The organism is bacterium, from assembly GCA_021372615.1.
Taxonomy (GTDB): domain Bacteria; phylum Armatimonadota; class Zipacnadia; order Zipacnadales; family UBA11051; genus JAJFUB01.
Map to the genome: position 1 here is coordinate 40022 of JAJFUB010000125.1, position 19108 is coordinate 59129.

The following is a 19108-nucleotide window of genomic DNA, read 5'->3' on the forward strand; positions in this document are numbered from 1 at the left end:
GCGGCATCCACGCGCTCTAGCGCAGATAGATGATGATCCCGACCGTCGCCGCATACAGCAGCACGTTGATCATCAGCGGCCAGTCGCGCAGCAGGGCGCGGTCCGGGTGGCCGCCGAGGCCCTTCTGGTGCACCAGGTACAGGTAGCGGAAGATGCCGTAGATGACGAAGGGGACCGTGTACAGCAGGTTGGTGCTGCCCACCAGCGCGACGGTGCGGTCGGAGATCGTGTACAGCGCGTACGACATGAGCGTCGAGGCGGTCATGACCGAGATCATCTGGTCGAGCAGCTCGGGCGAATACTCCGCCAGGCTGGCGCGGTGGTTGCTGGCCTCCTCGCCCAGAGTCATCAGCTCGCCGCGCCGCTTGGCCAGCGCCAGGAACAGCGCCAGCAAGAGGGTGCAGATGATGAGCCAGGGGGAGATCACGGCATGGATGGCCGCCGCGCCCGCCACCGCCCGCAACACGAACCCCGACGCCACCGCGAACACGTCAATGATGACGACATGCTTCAGGAAGCCGCTGTACAGCAGGTTGATGCCGACATAGGCCAACGCGACCTTGAGCAGCAGCGTGCCCGCCGCCAGGTAGGCCCCGACCAGGCCCAGGACCACCAGCACGACGGCGAAGCTCACGGCGCAGGGGAGGCTCAACCGTCCGCTGGCCAGCGGACGGTTGCGCTTGATGGGGTCGAGACGGTCCTGCTCGACGTCCAGCGCGTCGTTGATGATGTAGACGCCGCCGGCGAGCAGGCAGAACACCAGGAACGCCTCGACGGCCTCGATGACCGCCGTTGGGTCGGCGGCCTTCTGGGCGAACAGCAGCGCGGCGAAGACCAGGAGGTTCTTGGTCCACTGGCGCGGCCGCAACGCCACGATGAGGTCAGCCAGCACGCGCATCTAGGCCTCGCTTGCCTCCGGACGCATGTGCGGAAACAGGATCACTTCCCGCAGGCTCTGCCGATCGCACAGCAGCATGATGAGCCGATCAATGCCGATGCCCAGCCCGCCCGCCGGCGGCATGCCGTATTCCATGGCGCGCAGGTAGTCCTCGTCTAGCGGGTGGGCTTCCTGGTCGCCCTGGGCCCGCATGGCCACCTGCCCCTCGAAGCGCCGGCGCTGGTCCAGCGGGTCGTTCAGCTCGCTGAAGGCGTTGCCAACTTCCTCGCCGCCCATGAAGATCTCAAACCGCGCCGTCAGCTCCGAGTCGGGGCGCAGGCGCTTGGCCAGCGGCGAGATGATGACCGGATACTCGGTCACAAAGGTCGGCTGGATCAGGTCGGGCTGGACGAACTTCTCGAAGGCCTTGTCCAGCAGCCCCGCCAGGTTCTCCTTCTCGATGTCTTCCAGCTCCAGGTGCGCGCACGCCGCGCGCGCCGCGGCATCGTCCGACAGGCAGGCGAAGTCCACGCCGGTGGCTTCCTGCACGCTGCCCAGCAGCGACAGCCGCCGCCACGGCGGCGTCAGGTCTATCTCGTGGCCCCGGTAGGTGAACTGCAGGGAGCCATTGGCGGCCTGGGCCAGCGCGCAGACCATGCCCTCGGCCTGGCGCATCACATCCTCGAAGTCGGCATAGGCCGTGTACGTCTCGATGGTGGTGAACTCCGGGTTGTGCCGCGTGTCCACCCCCTCATTACGGAACAACCGGCCGATCTCATAGACCTTCTCAAAGCCGCCCACCAGCAGGCGCTTGAGGTACAACTCCGGGGCGATGCGCAGGTACAGCTTCATGTCCAGGGCGTTGTGGTGGGTCACGAACGGCTTGGCCGCCGCGCCGCCGTAGATCGGCTGCATGACCGGCGTCTCGACCTCGAGGAAGCCCTGGCTGTCCAGGTGCTGCCGCAGCGCGCTGATGGCCCGCGAGCGCTTGACGAACAGGTCGCGCGCCTCGGTGTTGACCATCAGGTCCAAGTAGCGCTGCCGGTAGCGGGTCTCGACGTCCTGCAGGCCGTGCCACTTGTCCGGCAGCGGGCGCAGGGCCTTGGACAGCAGCGTCCAGCTCTCGATGCGGACGGTGGGCTCGCCCCGCCGCGTGCGGAAGGCCCGCCCCGTCAGGCCGATGATGTCGCCCAGGTCCAGCTCGCCGAACTGCTCGAAGCCGGCGAGCACATCGGGCTTGGCCCACACCTGGATCTTGCCCGACAGGTCGTGCAGGTCAGCCCAGATGGACTTGCCCTGGCGCCGGATGGCCATGAGCCGGCCGGCGATCTGGACGGGGAACTCCGCCTGCTCCCAGTTGGCCGGCTCCTCGCCCGCAGCGGCCTCGATCCGCTCGACCTCGGCCACGATGGAGGCGGCGCAGTGGCTGCGCTCATAGCGATGGACGCCGAAGGGATCCTGCCCGGCGGCCTGCAGGGCCAGGAGCTTCTCGCGGCGGAGGATGACTTGTTCGTTGTCGGTGGACATGGTGGAACCTGACTATCTACGTGTCTGGCGAGCCGCTGCCCGCTGCCTGATCGCGTCTATGTCTTCGTCAGTGAGTTGCCGCTCGAAGGACCGGAAGCCGCCGAGCTTGAAGCCGTGCTTGCGGGCCAGCGCAGCCATCTCCTCGACTTGCTCCTGCCGGAGGTCCGCTCCGAGGGAGTAGTCGCCCGTGCGGCCCTCCAGCGCCAGCAGCATCGTCTCAGCCATGCAGGCATAGACCATGCCCGGTGGGAAGCCGAAGTTGAACTCGATGTTCACATCGCCCGGCACCGCCACGGCCCCGCCCTCGATCACCAGCACATCGTCGCGCTCGTCGGCCACGCGCTTGGACACGTCGCGCGGGCGGGCGATGTCGCACACCACCGCCCCGGGCTTGAGGTGCTCGGGCTGCACGATCGCCTCAATTGAGGACGTGACGGCCACGATCATGTCGGCCTCTTGGAGCCCGGCCGCCAGGTCGGTCTCGACAGCGACATTGCCCGCGCCGTTCACGTCGGCCAGCACCGCCTCCAGCGTCTCGCGCTTGCGCCCCACCAGCACCAGCCGCCCCACCTGCGGGGCCAGCAGCTTCGCCGCGATCTTGCCGATGGAGCCCGTCGCGCCGAGGATCGCTGCGGTGGACTGCTTCGGGTCGTGGCCCATGCGCTCGGCCGCCAGCAGCGTGCCCTCCAGGCCGGTGGCCGTCGTGTAGCTGTTGCCGGTCGTGACGCCGATCTTCACCCGCTCGGCGATGGTGAAGCCCTTGTCGCCCACAACGGAGGTGAAGGCCCCCAGGCCGACGACCTCCGCCCCCAGGTCGGCGGCGACGTTGCAGGCCTGTACGATCTTGCTCGTGCAGCGCCTCGGGTTGCCGTTGAGGAGTTGTCGAGCGGTGAGCGGGCAACCAACGAACCAGCCCTCCGTCTCCGCGCCGGTGGGAGAGCGCACGCCCAGGATGCGGCCGCAGTCCTGCGGCGACATCACGTTGAGGGCCGCCTCCACCCACGATGTGGGGAGGCGGCGCGTGAAGGCATACTTGCGGGCAATATCGCTCACGTCGAGCGGATGGAGGATGAAGGCAAATCGCGTCAAGTCGGACCTCTTCCCGTCAGTCCCGGCGTCCTCGCGAGGGCACGATGGATCGCGCCGCTACGGCAAGTGCTCGGCAATGTGTTCCAGCACGACCTCCCGGAACTGCCCCAGCGAGCGCACCTGTTGGCAGCGTTGCCGCAGCAAGGCGGCATGGGGCACGCCCCGGGCGTAGAAGCCGATCTGGCCGCGCATCTGGTGGGCGGCCTGGGCCTCGTCCTGATCCAGGGCCAGCATCTGGGCGTGACACAAGGCCACCGCCAGGCGGTCTGCCGGTGCGGGATCGGGCGAGACCTCGCGCCCGGCCAGCGCCTCGGCGGCCTGGCTGAACAGCCAGGGCCGTCCCAGCGCCCCGCGCGCGATCATCACCCCGGCGCAGCCGGTCTGCCGCCGCCGCTCCGCCACCTGCGGCGCTGTGGTCACATCGCCGTTGCCGATGACCGGAATCGCGACCTGCTCGACCAGGCGCGCGATGCACGTCCAGTCGGCCTGCCCGCGAAAGTGCCCGCTGGCCGGGCGCGCGTGGAGCGTCAGCGCGGCGACGCCGACATCCTGCAGCCGCCGCCCCAGCTCCAGATAACTCTCATCCCCGGCCGCCATGCCTGCCCGGTACTTCACGGTCACCGGCACCGGCACGGCCTGCACGACTGCGGCGGCCACCGCCACAGCGCGGTCCGGGTCGGCCATGAGGCTGACACCGGCCTGCGCCTTGCGGACCTTCGGCACGGTGCACCCCATGTTCAGGTCCACCAGGTCGGCGCCGAAGTCCACGCACAGGCGCGCCGCGTCCGCCATGCACTCCGGCTCGCCGCCGAAGATCTGCAGGGCCACGGGGTGTTCGTGCGGGCTGGTCTGCATCAGCGGCGGCGTCTTGGTGCTGCCGTACTGGAGGGCCTTGGCCGAGATCATTTCGCTGGTGACCAGCCCGGCCCCGGCCCGGTGGCACAGCACCCGGAAAGCAAGCGTAGTATAACCCGCCATCGGTCCGAGCACCAGCGGCGGGTCAATCTGAACGTGACCGATCTGCATGGCGTTGACGCTGCCCGGGCGGCCGGAATGGGCCGGCCTCAGTCGTAGTGGTCCATGAGGCGAATGCCCTCGAGGGTCAGCAGCGGCACGTGGATCGCGGGCCGGTGCATCAGGGCCAGGCATAGCTCCGCACTGCCGCCGGTGATGAGCACCGGCGCCTCCCCGACGACCGCCAGCCCCTCCTCGATGAAGCGGTCGGCGGCAGCGGCCACCTGCAACGCCAGGCCCGCGTGGAGGGCCTCGGTGGTCGAGCGACCCACGAGCGGCGGATCCTCGGGCAGACCGCGCAGCATGGCGGTGACGAGCCGCTGGGAGACGGCCATCACGCCTGCTGACAGCGGCAACATGCCCAGCGCGATGGCGCCGCCGACGAACACCCCGTCGGCGTTCACGACCTCGCTCGTCAGACACGTGCCCGCATCAATGACGACGACCGGCGCGCCGTGCAGCTTCACCGCACCGACGACATTCGCCCAGCGGTCGGCGCCGATCTCCGTCGGCTTGCGGTACTCCGTCTTCAGGCCCGGCTTCAGGTGCTTGCCCACCAGCTTGAGCGGGCACGGGGCCAGGCGGCCCAGGAGCCGGATGAGGTCCCCCGCCGCGTCACAGGTGGAGGAGACGCCGAGGCCGCTGCAGTCCTTGAGGTCCAGGCCGTCCTGGCTCAGGTACTCGTCCAGGACCTCAATGATCTCCTCGGGCCCGGACACCGGCAGCTCGTCCTCTTCATCCGGCTCCAGCGGCGGATCGCCCGCCATGTCGTGGCCCAGTGCGTGCTCAATGGCGTCCACACTCACCCACTCGCCGTCCTGCCGGGCGCCGTACTTGACGGCGGCATTGCCGATATCCACGTAGAGGCGCCAACTCATAACTCAACTGGCTCCTGTCGCCACTGGTCTCCGTCTCGCGTCAGTATAGCCGCTCCGCGAGCGTGGGGGAAGGTGCGGCTGACGGTCACGGGGCCGACACGCTCCAACGTGGGCGCGGGGGCGTGCCAGTGCCCGGCGAGGATCAGGTCAATCTCCGGGTAGGTGGCGGCCAGTTCAGCCTCGGGCCGGTGTCCGAAATGCGTCAGCGCCACCAGCACATCCACTTGCTCCCGCAGGGCCCCGACGGCTTCGGACACCACCTGCAGCGGCGGCATATAGCGAGCCGCCGCCAGACGCTCCCAGCAGCTCCCCGGCTCGATGATCGGCTGGCTCAACCCGAACAGACCGACCCGAGGGCCGGCCCCTGTCTGCAGGATCGTCCAGCGCTGCAGGAAGGGCAAGGGGCCGCGCCGGGGGAGCAGGTTCGTCGAGAGGACGGGGAAGCGGAAGCCGGCCAGCTTGGCCGCCAGGGCGCGGGCCGTGAGGGCATACTCGCGGTTGCCCACGCACAGGGCATCATAGCCCGCCTCGTTCATCAGGCGGACAGTGCGCTCGGGCCAGGGCAGGGCGAAGAGATTGGGGGCCAGGAGGGCGTCGCCCGCATCCACGAGCAGCGCGCCGCGCTCGCGCTTGAGGTCGCGCAGCCGCTGCGCCTGACCGGCTCGCAGGCGGCCATGCAGGTCCGCCGTGTGGATCAGGCACAGGGACATGGCGGCTAGATGACCCTTAGCTTCATGAGGTCCTGGATGTCCACCATGCCGATGGCGCGCCCGTCTTCGTCCACCACCGGCAGGTTATCAAACTCGCGTTCCTCCATCAGGCGCAGGGCCTCGGCGGCCAGCATGTCCGGATGGGCCACCGTCGGCCGGGTGGTCATGACCTCGCGGATCGGGCGGCCCATGACCTGGCCCGGGTTGTCGGCCTTGCGCATGAGCTGGCGGAAATCGCCGTCGGTGAAGAGCCCGCGCAGCATCCCATCCCCGTTCACGATGGTCACGACCCCGCGCACCGGGGCGGTGCTCATCGTCAGCAGCGCCTCCATGACGGTCGCCTCGGGCGATACGGTCGGGTTGTCCTCGCCGGTGCGCATCACGTTGGACAGGCGCAGCAGCAGGCGGCGGCCCAGTAGCCCGCCCGGGTGGGTCGAGGCGTAGTCCTCGGCCGTGAAGCCCCGGGCGGCCATGACCGACATCGCCAGGGCATCGCCCAGCGCCAGCGCCACGATGGCCGAAGCCGTCGGGGCCAGACCCAGCGGGCAGGCCTCGCGCTCGCAGCGGGCGTCGAGCACCGCATCGGCGCTGTGGGCGAGCGTCGACTCCTCATCCCCGCAGATGGCGATGAGCTTCACCTTGCGGCGCTTGACGGCCGGCAGGATGTCGAGGATCTCCTCGGTCTCGCCGGAGTTGGAGAGCATGATGACGACATCGCCGTCGCAGATCATGCCCAGGTCGCCGTGCATGGCCTCCGCCGGGTGCACGAAGAAGGCGGGGGTGCCGGTCGAGGCCAGCGTGCTGGCGATCTTGCGCCCCACGGCGCCCGACTTGCCGATGCCGCAGACAATGGCGCGGCCCTCGCACTCCAAGAGTAGCTTGGAGGCGGTGAGGAAATCGTCGCCCAGACGGGCGGCAGCGGCCGCGATGGCGGCTTGCTCGACCGACAGAGTCTCCACGGCCTGATTGAGAATGGTGTCGTCTGACATGCTGTAGCTCACTAACTCGTCGTGTCTAGCCCCTGCACGACCTCATGCACCGCCTTCACCGCCGCCAGCAGCGCCGGCAGGTCGGCGAAGGGGATCATGTTGGGGCCGTCGCACGGCGCCCGGTCCGGCTCGGGGTGCACTTCCAGGAACAGCCCGTCAATGCCCATGGCCGCCGCCGCCCGCGCCAGGCCTGCGGCGAACTCACGCTGGCCGCCCGAGGCCCCGCCCGCTCCGCCGGGGAGCTGCACGCTGTGCGTGGCATCGAAGACCACCGGCACGCCCAGCCCGCGCATGATCGCCAGCCCGCGCATGTCCACCACCAGGTTGTGGTAGCCGAAGGTCGTCCCGCGCTCGGTGAGCATGACCCGTCGGTTGCCGGTAGACTGCACCTTGCCGATCGAGTGCCTCATGTCGTCGGGGGCCAGGAACTGGCCCTTCTTGATGTTGACCGGCAGCCCGGTCTCGCCGCACGCGACCAGCAGGTCGGTCTGGCGCGACAGGAAGGCCGGGATCTGGATGATGTCCAGCACCTGCGCGGCCGCCGCGACCTGTCCGGTCTCATGGACATCGGACAGCAGCAGCACGCCGGCGCGCGCCTTGACCTGCGCCAGCAGGTCCAGCCCCGCCTGCCAGCCCGGCCCGCGGGCCGAGGTCACGGAGGTCCGGTTGGCCTTGTCGTAGGAGGCCTTGAACACATACGGCAGCCCGGCCGCGGCCGCGAGGTCGCGCACCCGGCAGGCCATGTCGTAGGTGGCCTCCAGGTCCTCGATCAGGCAGGGCCCGGCGATGAGGACCAGGTCACCAGTGCCGAAGGTGATGGGGCCGACTGAAACTGGTGTCATGGCGAACCCAGACGCCTCCAAGGTTATCGTTCTAGGCACGGCTGCGCTTCCGTCTATCTTCTACGGCTGCTTGCCACGAAGACGGGCAACAAGCCTGGGTAGCCGCCTCTGCACATCGAACGCGCGAGCCACTCCAGCATTCCCGGCTGGGGCCGTCTCCAGACGCTGAACAAGGTCGGGCGACACAGCCTGGATGGTATCCAGTATCTTGATCAACTCGTTGGCGTGGTAGTAGTCGTCCGCACTCTCAAACCGCCGCACGAGCGCCGTTTGCATCTTCGTGCACACAGGAGTCAGCCTGCCGAGAGACAAGGACACAATGTCCGCGGACAGCTCGGCGGCACTCCTGTTGCCCGCGGGCAAGGCTTGGTACTTGCCGATCAGACCGTACGGGTCCTGCCCCACCTTCAGCGGGACGACCGGAACTCTGCGGCCGATCGCAGCCCCCACCTCCTGGTCCGTCCAATCGCTATCATGGAATGACAGCGTGAGCCATGCCGCAAGCATGTCCATGCTAAGCAGTGCTCGAAGAATCTCGCCTTGCCATTCCGCGGTAGGCGCAATGTCACGATGCGCGACGAAGCAGTATATGCCCAGACGCACGCAGGAGTCCTTTAGGTCAGTCACGGCGGCTCTGTCATCAGCCTTGTGGCTGACAAACATCCTGACAAACTCCGGCTCTTCTCCCCAGAGATCCGCATCTTGATCGCGAGGTCGGGGAGCGAGTACGCCGGCGGCAAGAGGCGATTCCGTGATCTCCAACTCGACTGCGGCGATGTACTCGCCCCTGATGCGCAGAACGTGGTTGACCCTCTCGCGAATCGTCTGCTCGAGACTGTCCAGTTGCTCCAGGCCCACAGCCATGTAGATCCCTGGCGGGACGAGGAGCCGGATAGAGTGACCGTGGTGTTGCTCCCAGTTCTCCTCGTAGAAATCGGTGTCCGCCATCACCTCGGCTTCCGAGTTGAGGAGCACATCGCGTACCTGGACGTCGCCCCTGCGGTCAGCATCTGCCGCGACGACTCCGAGCAGCTTGCCGACCATGGCCGGTGCTCTGAACTGCCTCTCTTCCTCAGGCACTGCCGCGTGACCCCCTTACGCCATCACCCGTCTAGCCCAGCATCGTGAAGCTACTGCCAAGTGGCAACAGGTAGTCTCTCACCTGCTCGGTCATAGATGACCTCCCGATGTCGCTCGACGCTTCGCCAGAAGTACGGGTTCCCCTCGCCGGGGGGCCTGGCGCTGACCAGATCCACTTTGAGACCCAGCAGCCCCTCCAGCGCGAACAGGAGGCCGAGATAGGCTTCGCCTCGCACGAGCGGGGCGACATTCTCGAACTCCACGACGAAATCCACATCGCTCTCGCCTTCCCGGAAGCGCCCGTCAGCGGCCGAGCCGAACACCTCCAGGCGCTGCACGTGGTGCTGCTCGCACAGCTCGCGTATCCGGTCCAGGTTGTCTCGGATCAGGTCAATCATCGGCCTCACCTACTCCCCGGCCATCATCCCCCGCACCCGCTCCAGGTCCTCCGGCGTGTCCACGCCGATGGGCGAATAGTCCACCGGCACCACGCGGATCGGGCAGCCGTTCTCCAGCGCCCGGAGCTGCTCGAGGCTCTCGGTGATCTCCAGCGGCGTCCGCGGCAGCGCCGCCATCCACAGCAGCGTCTCTTTGGTGTACACGTACAGCCCGATGTGCTTGAGCGGGTGCAGGCCCGACTTGGGATGCACGCGCGGCGCCGCCTCGTCCAGTGTGACGCCCGGGTCGAGGCGGAAGTACGGAATCGGGCACCGCGAGAAGTATAGCGCGAAGCCCCGCTGGTCTACCACTACTTTGACCGCCGAGGGTTCGAGGTGTTCCTCCAGGGCAGTGATCGGCGTGGCGATCGTGCCGAGCCGCAGGCCCGCCTCGCTCAGGAACGGCTCGATGGCGGCGTCAATGATGTCCGGCCGCAGCAGGGGCTCGTCGCCCTGCAGGTTGACGATCAGGTCACACTCCGTCTGCCGGGCGACCTCGGCCAGCCGGTCGGTCCCGGAGGCGTGGTCGGCGGAGGTCATCACCGCGCGGCCGCCATAGCTCTCGACGGCGGCCCGCACCTGTTCGCTGTCCGTGGCGACGAGCACCTCGGACAGGTGTCGGGACTGGCGGGCCCGCTCGACCACGTGCTGGACCATCGGCTTGCCGCCGATGTCCAGCAGGACCTTCCCGGGCAGACGAGTGGAGGCCAGGCGGGCCGGGATCATGCCGACGATGCGGGGTGCGGCCATGTCGTCTTCCTTTCCGAACGCGTCAGGGCTCTTCGGGCAGTGGATGGTACTGCGACAGCAGCCGCGCGAGGGGGTAGATCGGGATCGTGAGCAGGCCGCTGAACACCGCGCGGGCGAGGGCGGCGGCGAACCACGACTGCGGGCTGGGCGGCGGCGCCAGGACGAGGTTGACCACGGCGGCCACCAGCACACCGGCGGCGACGAGGATCGTGGCCAGCAGCAGGCGATCCGAGAACATGCGCCCCCGCATCGTCCCGGCCAGGAACCCCAGGCCCATGTGCGAGATGAACAGGCTGCCCATCGGCAAGTCGGCGACGGAAGCCCACAGCAGGGCGCCGAAGAACCCCGCCGTCAGGCCACCGGGGCCACTGCTGGTCAGGCCCAGGCTGATGACGGCCGCCAGGACCAGGTCGGGCGGCTGGCCGTACAGTCGCAGCCACGTCGGCCAGGTCACCTGCGCGGCCGCCAGCACGAGCAGCAGCACGAACGACAGCAGGTGGCCCAGCACTGCCGAGCGGCGCGACCCCACCGGGACATAGCTAACCGCCATGGCGTTCCACCAGCACGTACGAGAGGTGATCGAAGTCCACGAACGGGCGGATGATGGCCGTCACGTCCATGCTGCCGGCCGACGAACGCCGCAGCCGCACGATCGTGCCGATGGGGATCCCCGGCGGGTAGACCTCGCCCATGCCGGAGGTGAGCACGACGTCCCCTTCGCGCAGGTTGGCGCGGCCCATTAGCTTGTCCATCACGAGCAGGTCGGGCACGTACTCGGGCCGGGCAGCGACGTGCACCATGCCCTGGTCGCGCGGCGGGCGCTGGATGACCGCCGCCACCGCGTGCTCGGCGTCAATCAGCGGGAAGACATACGCGCGGTCGCCCTCCACCTCGGTCACGCGCCCCACCAGCCCCAGTTCAGTGCGGACGATGTTGCCGACCTCGATGGGCCGGCGATCCTCGGAGCGGATCGTCAGGCGCTTGCGGCTCAAGCCGTAGTTGACGGTCACGACGCGGGCCACGAACGGGCTGGGAGTGCTTTGCTCGGCGAGGCCCAGGAGCTTGCGCAGGTGGCGGTTCTCGATGTCCGCATCTACCAGCCGGAGCTTCTGGGCGGCCAGCTCCTCGTTCTCGGCCCGCAGGCGGCGGTTCTCCTCGGCCAGTCGGCGGTACTGACCCAGGCCCGAGCCGAAGCTCTGCAGCCTGGCCCCCAGGAAGGCGAGGCCCCGCTGCAGCGGCCAGGAGAGGGCTACCACGAGGCGTTCGGGCGCGCTGGCCGACGAGCCGCCGCCGGCGTGGCTGCGGGCCCGATGCTGCCATACGGTCAGGACGAGCGCCAGCGCGATGAACAGGATCAGCTGGCGTGTCGCGGGGGCCGAGCGTGGTCTTCGTAGCATGAGCAGGTTGCCGGAGGTCCTGATCGGGTGTGCGCCGCCACCCCTGGCCGGTCGGTTCCGGCCCGGGGCCGCTGCCGCCTAGCGCGACACGCGGGTGCTCACATCCCGCAGTTCCTCAAGGTAGTGCGCCGCGCCCAGGGCCACGCAGGTCAGGGGGTCCTCGGCGACGTAGACGGGGATGTCGGTCTCGGCGCTGATGAGCTGGTCGAGGCCCTGGAGCAGGGCGCCGCCGCCGGCCAGGACAATGCCGCGGTTCATCACGTCAGCCGCCAGCTCCGGCGCGGTAGCGTCCAGCGTCTCCTTGACCATCTCCACGATGGCGTTGACCGTCGCGTGGATGGCCTCACGGATCTCCCCCGAGCTGATGACCACGCTGCGCGGCAGGCCGCTCAGCAGGTCCTTACCCCGCACCTCGACCTGCTCCTCCTCCTGGCGCGGGAACGCCGAGCCGATGCGGATCTTGATCCACTCGGCCGTCGCCTCGCCCACATAGAGGTTGAACTCGCGGCGGATGTACAGGGCGATGGCTTCGTCAATCTCCTCGCCGGCGATGCGCATGGACCGCTGGGTGCAGATGCCGCCCAGGGAGATGACGGCGATCTCGGTGGTGCCGCCGCCGATGTCCACGATCATGTTGCCGACCGGGTCGGCCACCGGCAAGCCGGCGCCGATGGCCGCGGCCATCGGCTCGTCAATGATCTCGCACTCGAACGCCCCGGCCTGCCGCGCCGCGTCCTCGACCGCGCGCCGCTCGACCTCCGTGATGCCCGAGGGCACCCCCACCACCATGCGCGGGTGCGCGAACCAGCGCTGGGGCTGGATCTTGCGGATGAAATGCCGCAGCATGGCCTCGGTCACGTCGAAGTCGGCGATGACGCCGTTGCGCAGCGGCCGCACGGCAGCGATGCGCGCCGGCGTCCGGCCCACCATCCGCTTGGCATCCTCGCCCACCGCCAGCACCTGGTTGGTGACCGTGTCCACGGCCACCACCGAGGGCTCGCGCAGCAGAATGCCCCGTCCGTTCACGTGGACGAGGGTATTGGCGGTGCCCAGGTCGATGCCCAGGTCGGGCGCGAAGTGGGCGAACCACTGCATGACACGGTGCACGCCGCGTTCGAGGAACGTACGCCGGTCGGGACTGACACCGATGAGTTGTCTTGCTTTCATGTCAACCAGAGGGGCCGGCCGCACTCGGCCAGGGCCCGGAGTAGTCGTCCCAGGGGCAACCCCACCACATTGAGATACGAGCCGATCACTTCGGCCACCAGCGCTCCGCCGCCGGACTGCACACCGTAGGCCCCCGCCTTGTCCAGCGGGTCCCCGGAGTCCACATAGGCCGCGATGGTCGCGGCCTCCAGCCCATGGAAAGTGACGGCGGTCGTGTCACAGCCCTCCGCCACGACCTCTCCGTCGCGGGCCAGCACAAACGCCGTGTGCACCTGGTGCCGCCGCCCCGACAGCCGCGCCAGCATCCGCCGCGCCTCCTCGGCATCGGCGGGCTTGCCCAGCACGTGCCTGCCGACCGCCACCACCGTGTCGGCGCCCACTACCAGTCGGCCCGGCAGGCGCGCCGCCGCGTCCAGCGCCTTGGCCCGCGCGCCGGCCCGGGCCACGGTCTCCGGCCGGCCCTGCGCGTTCACGTCGGCCTCGGCGTCGCTCACGGCGACCTCGAAGTCAATTCCCGCCAGGCAGAGCATTTCCTGCCGCCGCGGTGAGGCCGAGGCCAGCACCAGCGGCGCCTCCGGGGCCGCGGTCGTCATAACCGCCCCGACCGCAGGATCGAGAACAGCAGCCACGCCCCCAGCACAATGCCCACCAGCAAGTACGCATAGGTCAGCCAGAAGCTCAGCGAGCCGCTCAGGCGCTCGCTGGTGACCAGGTTTGTCGAAGAGGCGATGATCGCGGCCACCACGATGGCGAACGCGATGCGGTTGACCATCAGGTCCAGGCGGTGCAGCGGCCGGTCAATGTTCTCATGGTAGATGCGCAGCCGCACCGCACCGCCTTCCAGCTTCTGCAGCACCTGGTTCACCTGGCGCGGCAGGAGCATGGCGTAGCGGTACGAACTGCGGATCACGCGGACGAGATCGCCGCCGAGGCGCTGGGGGTTCAGCCGCTGCCACATGAGCGCCTGAGCTTCGGAGCGCATCAGGGCCTGGGAGTCGAAGTTCGGGTCCAGCTCCAGGCAGACGCCCTCGGTGACGACCAGTGACTTGGCGATGGCAGCCAGGGCCGGCTGGGTGCGCACACCGTGCCGCAGCACCAGCGACAGCAGCTCCTCCAGCAGTTGGCCCAGGCCCACCTGGGCGCTGCTGGCAAAGCCCGAATACTGCGCGATCATCCGGCCGACATCGGCGGTCAACTGCTGCAGGTCGGTGCGGTCACTGGCGATCCCGAGGGCCAGCAGGTGGTCGGTGACCTCCTGGGGCTCGTCGGTCAGGGCCGCCATGAGCAGCGCCAGCAGCGTGTCGCGCGTGGTCCGATCCAGGGCCACGGCGTTGCCGCAGTCCAGGAACACGACCTGGTCGCCGCCGGTGAACAGGACATTGCCCGGGTGCGGGTCGTTGTGGAAATAGCCGTCGCGCAGGATCTGCCGGGCCATCAGCGCGGCGAAGTTGCGCGCCGCGGCCGGCCGGTCCACGCCCGTGGCCTCCAGCTCGTCCGGCCGGTTCGCCTTGGCCCCCTCCACCCACTCCACCACCAGCACCCGTCGGGTGCTCAGGTCCCAGTGCACAACGGGAACCCGCACCCCCTCGTCCTTCTCGAGGCTGCCGCGGAGGCGGTCGGTGTTACGCGCCTCGATCAGGAAGTTCAGCTCCTGACGCAGGTTGTGCGCAAAGTCCTGGGTAAGCTGCAGAACGCGGTTCTCCGCGGCCCAGGGAATGGAGCGCTCAGCCTGTCGCGCCGCCAGCAGCAGGATGTCCAGGTCCGTCTCCACCGAGCTGCTGACACCCTTGCGCTGCACCTTGACGGCCACGGGCGAGCCATCCGCCAGACGGGCGAAATGCACCTGGGCGATGGAGGCCGACGCCCGGGCCTCCGGATCAAACTCCCGGAACACTTCCTCGACGGGCGCTCCGAGCTCCTCGGTGATGACCTGCTGCACCTCGTCAAAGGGCGAGGGCGGCACGTGGTCCTGCAACCGCGACAACTCGCGCACGTACGCCTCGGGCACGAGATCCGCCCGCGTGGACAACACCTGCCCGAGCTTGATCGCCGTCGGGCCCAGCTCTTCGAGCGCCAGGCGCAACCGCACCGGCAGGTCCAGCTTGGCCACGGCCTCGTCCACCGGCTTGGGCCGGCGGGGATGGCGCGGGTCAAGCTGATGCACCAGGTAGCTCAAGCCGAAGCGCCCCAACACGGAGACAACATGGCTCGCCCGGCGTACGCCGGCGCCCATGCGCCCACTGAACGTGTCGTAGCGGGGCCGGCTAGAGTCGAACATTGGCGCCCGATCCACAGGCGGCGCACCTGCCTCGTTCATCCAGGCCCGTGACGGTGCCTGTCATGCCCCGGCGCACAATCAGCGTCCGGCCGCACTGGGGGCACACTGTATCAGTCGTACCCGCCAGCCACAAGTTCCCCACGTACACGAACTTGAGCTGCTCGCGCGCCAGGTCGTACGCCCGTTGCAGCGTCGCGGCCGGCGTCGCCGGCGCCTGAAAGTGGTAGTCGGGATGGTACGCCGAGAAGTGAATGGGCAGCTCCGGCGACACCGAGGCCGCCCAGTCCACCAGGGCCCGCAACTCCGCCTCGGAGTCGTTCTCGCCCGGGATGATCAGATTGGTGATCTCCACATGCGTCCGGCCAAAGGCCCGCTCGACGGTCTGCCGGGCCGGCAGGGCTTGCCCCTGGCAGTGCTCCAGGTAGAACCGCTCGCTCATGGACTTGATGTCCACATTCATGGCGTCAACGAACGGCAGCAGCTCCTCCAGCGGCTCCTGCTCGACGAGGCCGTTGGTCACCAGCACATTGCACATCCCGGCGTCCCGGATCAGCGGCGCCGTCTCGCGAACGTACTCGTACCAGATGAACGGCTCATTGTATGTATAGGCCAGGCCGATGTTGCCCTCATCGGCATACCGGCGGGCCAGCGCCAACGCCTCGTGGGGCGGCAGTTGCTGCGTCGGCGGCCGCTCCTGGGAGATCTGCCAGTTCTGGCAGAACCCGCACTTGAGGTTGCAGCCGAAGGTGCCCACCGACAGAATCAGCGAACCGGGACGGAAGTGGTACAGCGGCTTCTTCTCAATCGGGTCCAGCGCCATCGAGGTGACTTCGGCGTAGTTGCGCGTCACCAGGCGTCCCCCGACGTTGTGGCGCACCGTGCAGCGGCCGGACTTGCCCGGCGCGATGTGGCAATGCCAGGGGCAGAGCCGGCAATCGGCCCGCTCTCCCACCATGTCATAGAACAACGCTTCCCGTTCCGGCACGCCCACCACCTCTGCCCAGAAGGGGGCTGACCCCGCAGGGGTCTGTCCCCGCCCTCGCCGCCTGGCTCCCTAGCCGGCCCCGAACGCCGGCTCGCCCTGGATGCTCTCCACCAGGGCCCGCGTGGCCGCAATCTGGTCCTCATCGCCCCAGACCGCCAGCCAGATGCCGCCCTCGGCCCCACAGACGCCGCCGGCGCCGATCTGGTGCGCCTCCACGCCCACCAGCAGCTCCAGCGCCTCGATCTCCGTCACAATCTCGGCCTGCACGGGCCACAGTGCCGGCATGCCCTCGCGGCTGCACTCCGGATCGGTGTTGATGAGGTCAGCCAGCTCCTGGATGTCCTCGGCGATCTCCTTCTCCAGCCCCACGGGGCAGACCAGGTGCAGCCCCTTGCCGTAGGCCGACCCGATGATCGTCCCCAGCGTCCCGCCCTCCGGGTGCCCGATCAGCAGCCCGACCATGCCGGACTCGTAGTTCAGCGCGTTGGCGCCCTTGATGACGACATCGCCCCGCTTCATCTGCAAGACGACGTCCTTGAGCGTCACGTCGCTACGCCGGCCATTGGCGAAGATGACTTCCGGAATGCTCCCGGCGAACACGCCGCTGGTGTCGGCCTTGGCCGGGAGCGTACGGCCGAGCACGTAGGCGCCCTTCGCGATCTTCTCGCCCAGCAGCTCCTCGGCTACGTAGGCGTTCGTGGTACCCTTGGTCACGACCACGATGCCGTCCTGCATGGCCTGCTGCACGGCCGGGAGCGCCGCCACCGCCTTGGCGATCAGGCGCTTGCCTTCCGACACTGTGAGCACCAAACTGAGGGTGTGCAGACCGGCCATCTTCTTCCTCCCAGACGGAACCGGAAGCCGTGGTGAGATGTTGGCTGAGTATACCAACGTGGGGGTGCTTTGGCAAGGAAACGGGGCTGTGGGGCCGAGGGAGGGGCAGGGAGGGGAAGCGGGGCCTGGCGAGGAAGCACCCGGCAGCAGTGGTACGGCACGCGCGGCCTAGCACCGCGTTTCGTTGACAAGCTGACGATGTATCCCATATAATCGCACGGTGAGTGATTCCTCCCCCTCGAAGGGAGCGTTGTCGGATGGCGAGGGGCCGAAGCCTGATCCATACCACCTTCCTGTGTCTGACCTTCTGCCTGTTGTCTCCAGCGCTGTGGGCCCAACTTGATGACTTCAACAGCGCCGTGAAGCAGTACGACGAGGGTCAGTACGAGGAGGCCGCCAAGGCCTTCGAGGCGACCACGGCAGCGCAGCCGGACTTCGAGTCCGGCTGGTACTACCTGGGACTGGCGCGCCTCAAACTCACCGACTACGAGGGCGCGCTGGCCGCCTTCCAGAAGGCGGTGGACCTGGCCCCCACCCGGCCCGGTACGCGCCTGATGGTCGGGCAGATCTACGAGAGCCAGAAGGCCTACGCCGAGGCCATCAAGGTCTACCAGGACGAGCTGCGCTACCGGCGTGGCAAAGACGTCCTCCCCGTCATGACCGCCCTGGGCCGGGCGCTGTATTACTCCGGCCGCTACAACGACGCGGTCACCACCCTCGACCGCGTCGTCACTGAAGACATCCACTATGTCGAGGCGCTCTACTACCTGGCGCTGAGCCATGCCTCACTGAAGAACCACACCCAGGCGATCAAGTACTACGACCGCGCGGGCACGACGCTGGACGAGTGGAGCGGCCTGGTGACGCGCCTGTCGCGCCTGCGGCAGTTGCAGACCAAGGGCGGCATCACCCCGGCCCAGCAGCGCGAGATCGGCTCGGTCGAAGAGCAGCTGGCGCAGGACTACGGGCGGGCCCAGGACTTCGGCACCGTCCTGGGGCTGTGGCCCACCCTCAACAAGGCACGCGGCAACAGCCTGCTGGCGATGAAGGAATGGTCAGCCGCCCGGACGGCCTACCGCCAGGCTCTCGACAAGACGAAGCGGGGCTCCCCCTCTGACGCCGACGCGTATACGCTGGTAGCCCTGGCCTCTCTGGAACAGGGCAAGAGCGTCTTCCTGGACAACAGCCTGCTCTTCGAGATGATTGACATCCTCAAGGATGCCGAGAAGCAGGCCAAGGAGGCCATCAAGAAGAACGCGGCCTTCCCCCCGGGGCATAACGCGCTGGGTGAGATCTACCTGTTCCAGGCCAAGACCTACACGACCAAGCCCGAGTTGAAGATCACCTCCCACACCTTCGAGGACGCCATCAAGGAGTTCCAGGAGGCGCTCAAGACCGACCCCAACTACGTGCGGGCCATGCGCAACACGGCCGAATGCCTGCTGCTGTCAGGCAAGGCCGAGGAGGCGCGCGACCAACTCAACAAGGCCCTGACCCTGGAGCCCAAGCGCGACGATCTGCACGCCCAGATGGCCGAGGTGCTCCTGGCTCTGGAGCAACCGGACGAAGCCGCCACCGAGGCGCAGAACGCCCTGGCCATCAACAAGACCAATGTCGCGGCGCTCAACGCCGCCGGCATGGTCTACATGTACTACCGTGACGATCTGGGCGAGGCCACCGAGTACTTCAGCCGCGCCGTGGCCGCCGACCCCCGCCGGTGGGAAGGCTACGTGAACCTGGGGCTTGCCTTCTACCAGATGGAGTCCTGGTACCGCGCCCGGCGCGAGTTCCGCAACGCCCTGGACCGCATCCCCACGGCGACGATCGCCAACACCGCCCAACGGCAGGCCTTCCTGTACTACCTGGTCGCGCGCACCTACCACGCCACCGGGATGTACGCCCAGGAGATCGAGGCGCTCAACGAGGCTCTGGGGCGGTGGCCGTCGCACCTGGATACCCTCCGGCAACTGGCGCAGGCGTACGAGGCGCAGCAGAAGTACCGCGCCGCCCAGCAGGTGCTGGAAGATGCCCTGAAGTACTCCTCGGGGCCGCAGGAGGACGCGGACATCAACGTCCAACTCGGTCAGATGCTGGAGAAGGAGGGACGCCCGCACGAGGCCATCGCGGCCTATAGCGCGGCTCTGAAGGCCGACCCGAATGCGCTGTCGGCGAAGGAGGGTCTGGAGCGGCTACAGGCAGCCCAGTAGGAGCTGCGGGAACGGCCCCGAGATGGCAAGCCGGCCTGCGGGCCGGC

Annotated in this window: 19 protein-coding genes; 1 reads left to right on the plus strand and 18 read right to left on the minus strand. The window is 68.4% G+C overall.

The window, feature by feature from the left end; genetic code table 11:
• Positions 1-16 precede the first annotated feature (16 nt).
• The 18 genes from LLH23_18790 to LLH23_18875 all read right to left on the minus strand — a co-directional run bounded on the left by LLH23_18790 (position 17) and on the right by LLH23_18875 (position 16854).
• On the minus strand, positions 17-898 hold the full coding sequence (locus LLH23_18790; protein ID MCE5240511.1) for a decaprenyl-phosphate phosphoribosyltransferase: 882 nt from the start codon (positions 896-898) through the stop codon (positions 17-19).
• Positions 899-2404: a lysine--tRNA ligase gene (gene lysS / locus LLH23_18795; GenBank protein MCE5240512.1), complete on the minus strand. Its 1506-nt coding sequence runs from the start codon at positions 2402-2404 to the stop codon at positions 899-901.
• 12 nt (positions 2405-2416) lie between these two features.
• Positions 2417-3493 carry a shikimate dehydrogenase gene (locus LLH23_18800; GenBank protein ID MCE5240513.1) on the minus strand — a complete coding sequence of 359 codons (1077 nt, stop codon included), beginning with the start codon at positions 3491-3493 and terminating at the stop codon, positions 2417-2419.
• Between the two features lie 57 nt (positions 3494-3550).
• Positions 3551-4519 carry a tRNA dihydrouridine synthase DusB gene (dusB, locus tag LLH23_18805; protein MCE5240514.1) on the minus strand — a complete coding sequence of 323 codons (969 nt, stop codon included), beginning with the start codon at positions 4517-4519 and terminating at the stop codon, positions 3551-3553.
• 38 nt (positions 4520-4557) lie between these two features.
• Complete coding sequence (locus tag LLH23_18810; GenBank protein MCE5240515.1) at positions 4558-5385, minus strand: type III pantothenate kinase; 828 nt, start codon at positions 5383-5385, stop codon at positions 4558-4560.
• Positions 5382-6095, minus strand: a complete 714-nt coding sequence (locus LLH23_18815) for a metallophosphoesterase (protein ID MCE5240516.1) — start codon at positions 6093-6095, stop codon at positions 5382-5384. The genes LLH23_18810 and LLH23_18815 overlap by 4 nt, the downstream gene beginning before the upstream one ends.
• A 5-nt stretch (positions 6096-6100) precedes the next feature.
• The gene (locus tag LLH23_18820; protein ID MCE5240517.1) at positions 6101-7084 is read right to left on the minus strand and encodes a KpsF/GutQ family sugar-phosphate isomerase; all 984 of its coding nucleotides are present in this window, start codon (positions 7082-7084) and stop codon (positions 6101-6103) included.
• A gap of 11 nt (positions 7085-7095) precedes the next feature.
• The gene (kdsA, locus tag LLH23_18825) at positions 7096-7926 is read right to left on the minus strand and encodes a 3-deoxy-8-phosphooctulonate synthase (GenBank protein ID MCE5240518.1); all 831 of its coding nucleotides are present in this window, start codon (positions 7924-7926) and stop codon (positions 7096-7098) included.
• 60 nt (positions 7927-7986) lie between these two features.
• Positions 7987-8970 carry a toll/interleukin-1 receptor domain-containing protein gene (locus LLH23_18830; GenBank protein ID MCE5240519.1) on the minus strand — a complete coding sequence of 328 codons (984 nt, stop codon included), beginning with the start codon at positions 8968-8970 and terminating at the stop codon, positions 7987-7989.
• Between the two features lie 86 nt (positions 8971-9056).
• Positions 9057-9404, minus strand: a complete 348-nt coding sequence (locus tag LLH23_18835) for a nucleotidyltransferase domain-containing protein (GenBank protein ID MCE5240520.1) — start codon at positions 9402-9404, stop codon at positions 9057-9059.
• 9 nt (positions 9405-9413) lie between these two features.
• Positions 9414-10193, minus strand: coding sequence for a 3-deoxy-manno-octulosonate cytidylyltransferase (gene kdsB / locus LLH23_18840; GenBank protein MCE5240521.1), 780 nt, complete (start codon positions 10191-10193; stop codon positions 9414-9416).
• 22 nt (positions 10194-10215) lie between these two features.
• Positions 10216-10743, minus strand: a complete 528-nt coding sequence (locus LLH23_18845; protein MCE5240522.1) for a hypothetical protein — start codon at positions 10741-10743, stop codon at positions 10216-10218.
• Positions 10733-11590, minus strand: a complete 858-nt coding sequence (mreC, locus tag LLH23_18850; GenBank protein MCE5240523.1) for a rod shape-determining protein MreC — start codon at positions 11588-11590, stop codon at positions 10733-10735. Before mreC ends, LLH23_18845 begins: the two co-directional genes overlap by 11 nt.
• A 78-nt stretch (positions 11591-11668) precedes the next feature.
• A complete protein-coding gene (locus tag LLH23_18855) occupies positions 11669-12685 on the minus strand; it encodes a rod shape-determining protein (protein ID MCE5240524.1) in 1017 nt (338 codons plus the stop codon).
• 68 nt (positions 12686-12753) lie between these two features.
• The gene (locus LLH23_18860) at positions 12754-13350 is read right to left on the minus strand and encodes a Maf family protein (protein ID MCE5240525.1); all 597 of its coding nucleotides are present in this window, start codon (positions 13348-13350) and stop codon (positions 12754-12756) included.
• Positions 13347-15035 carry a hypothetical protein gene (locus tag LLH23_18865; GenBank protein MCE5240526.1) on the minus strand — a complete coding sequence of 563 codons (1689 nt, stop codon included), beginning with the start codon at positions 15033-15035 and terminating at the stop codon, positions 13347-13349. The genes LLH23_18860 and LLH23_18865 overlap by 4 nt, the downstream gene beginning before the upstream one ends.
• Positions 15022-16020, minus strand: a complete 999-nt coding sequence (amrS, locus tag LLH23_18870) for an AmmeMemoRadiSam system radical SAM enzyme (protein ID MCE5240527.1) — start codon at positions 16018-16020, stop codon at positions 15022-15024. The genes LLH23_18865 and amrS overlap by 14 nt, the downstream gene beginning before the upstream one ends.
• 69 nt (positions 16021-16089) lie before the next feature.
• Positions 16090-16854 carry a hypothetical protein gene (locus LLH23_18875; GenBank protein ID MCE5240528.1) on the minus strand — a complete coding sequence of 255 codons (765 nt, stop codon included), beginning with the start codon at positions 16852-16854 and terminating at the stop codon, positions 16090-16092.
• 257 nt (positions 16855-17111) lie between these two features.
• Here LLH23_18875 and LLH23_18880 point away from each other — a divergent pair, with 257 nt between their 5' ends.
• A complete protein-coding gene (locus tag LLH23_18880) occupies positions 17112-19061 on the plus strand; it encodes a tetratricopeptide repeat protein (GenBank protein ID MCE5240529.1) in 1950 nt (649 codons plus the stop codon).
• Positions 19062-19108: the final 47 nt, after the last annotated feature.

Bases quoted from the DNA above. Each gene is read 5' to 3' on its own strand.
- mreC (MCE5240523.1), bottom strand. From the start codon at position 11,590: ATGCTACGAAGACCACGCTCGGCCCCCGCGACACGCCAGCTGATCCTG.
- LLH23_18880 (MCE5240529.1), top strand. From the start codon at position 17,112: ATGGCGAGGGGCCGAAGCCTGATCCATACCACCTTCCTGTGTCTGACC.
- dusB (MCE5240514.1), bottom strand. From the start codon at position 4,519: ATGCAGATCGGTCACGTTCAGATTGACCCGCCGCTGGTGCTCGGACCG.
- kdsB (MCE5240521.1), bottom strand. From the start codon at position 10,193: ATGGCCGCACCCCGCATCGTCGGCATGATCCCGGCCCGCCTGGCCTCC.
- kdsA (MCE5240518.1), bottom strand. From the start codon at position 7,926: ATGACACCAGTTTCAGTCGGCCCCATCACCTTCGGCACTGGTGACCTG.
- LLH23_18810 (MCE5240515.1), bottom strand. From the start codon at position 5,385: ATGAGTTGGCGCCTCTACGTGGATATCGGCAATGCCGCCGTCAAGTAC.
- LLH23_18855 (MCE5240524.1), bottom strand. From the start codon at position 12,685: ATGCAGTGGTTCGCCCACTTCGCGCCCGACCTGGGCATCGACCTGGGC.
- LLH23_18860 (MCE5240525.1), bottom strand. From the start codon at position 13,350: ATGACGACCGCGGCCCCGGAGGCGCCGCTGGTGCTGGCCTCGGCCTCA.
- LLH23_18830 (MCE5240519.1), bottom strand. From the start codon at position 8,970: ATGGTCGGCAAGCTGCTCGGAGTCGTCGCGGCAGATGCTGACCGCAGG.
- LLH23_18875 (MCE5240528.1), bottom strand. From the start codon at position 16,854: ATGGCCGGTCTGCACACCCTCAGTTTGGTGCTCACAGTGTCGGAAGGC.
- LLH23_18845 (MCE5240522.1), bottom strand. From the start codon at position 10,743: ATGGCGGTTAGCTATGTCCCGGTGGGGTCGCGCCGCTCGGCAGTGCTG.
- LLH23_18815 (MCE5240516.1), bottom strand. From the start codon at position 6,095: ATGTCCCTGTGCCTGATCCACACGGCGGACCTGCATGGCCGCCTGCGA.
- LLH23_18790 (MCE5240511.1), bottom strand. From the start codon at position 898: ATGCGCGTGCTGGCTGACCTCATCGTGGCGTTGCGGCCGCGCCAGTGG.
- LLH23_18835 (MCE5240520.1), bottom strand. From the start codon at position 9,404: ATGATTGACCTGATCCGAGACAACCTGGACCGGATACGCGAGCTGTGC.
- lysS (MCE5240512.1), bottom strand. From the start codon at position 2,404: ATGTCCACCGACAACGAACAAGTCATCCTCCGCCGCGAGAAGCTCCTG.
- LLH23_18820 (MCE5240517.1), bottom strand. From the start codon at position 7,084: ATGTCAGACGACACCATTCTCAATCAGGCCGTGGAGACTCTGTCGGTC.
- LLH23_18865 (MCE5240526.1), bottom strand. From the start codon at position 15,035: ATGTTCGACTCTAGCCGGCCCCGCTACGACACGTTCAGTGGGCGCATG.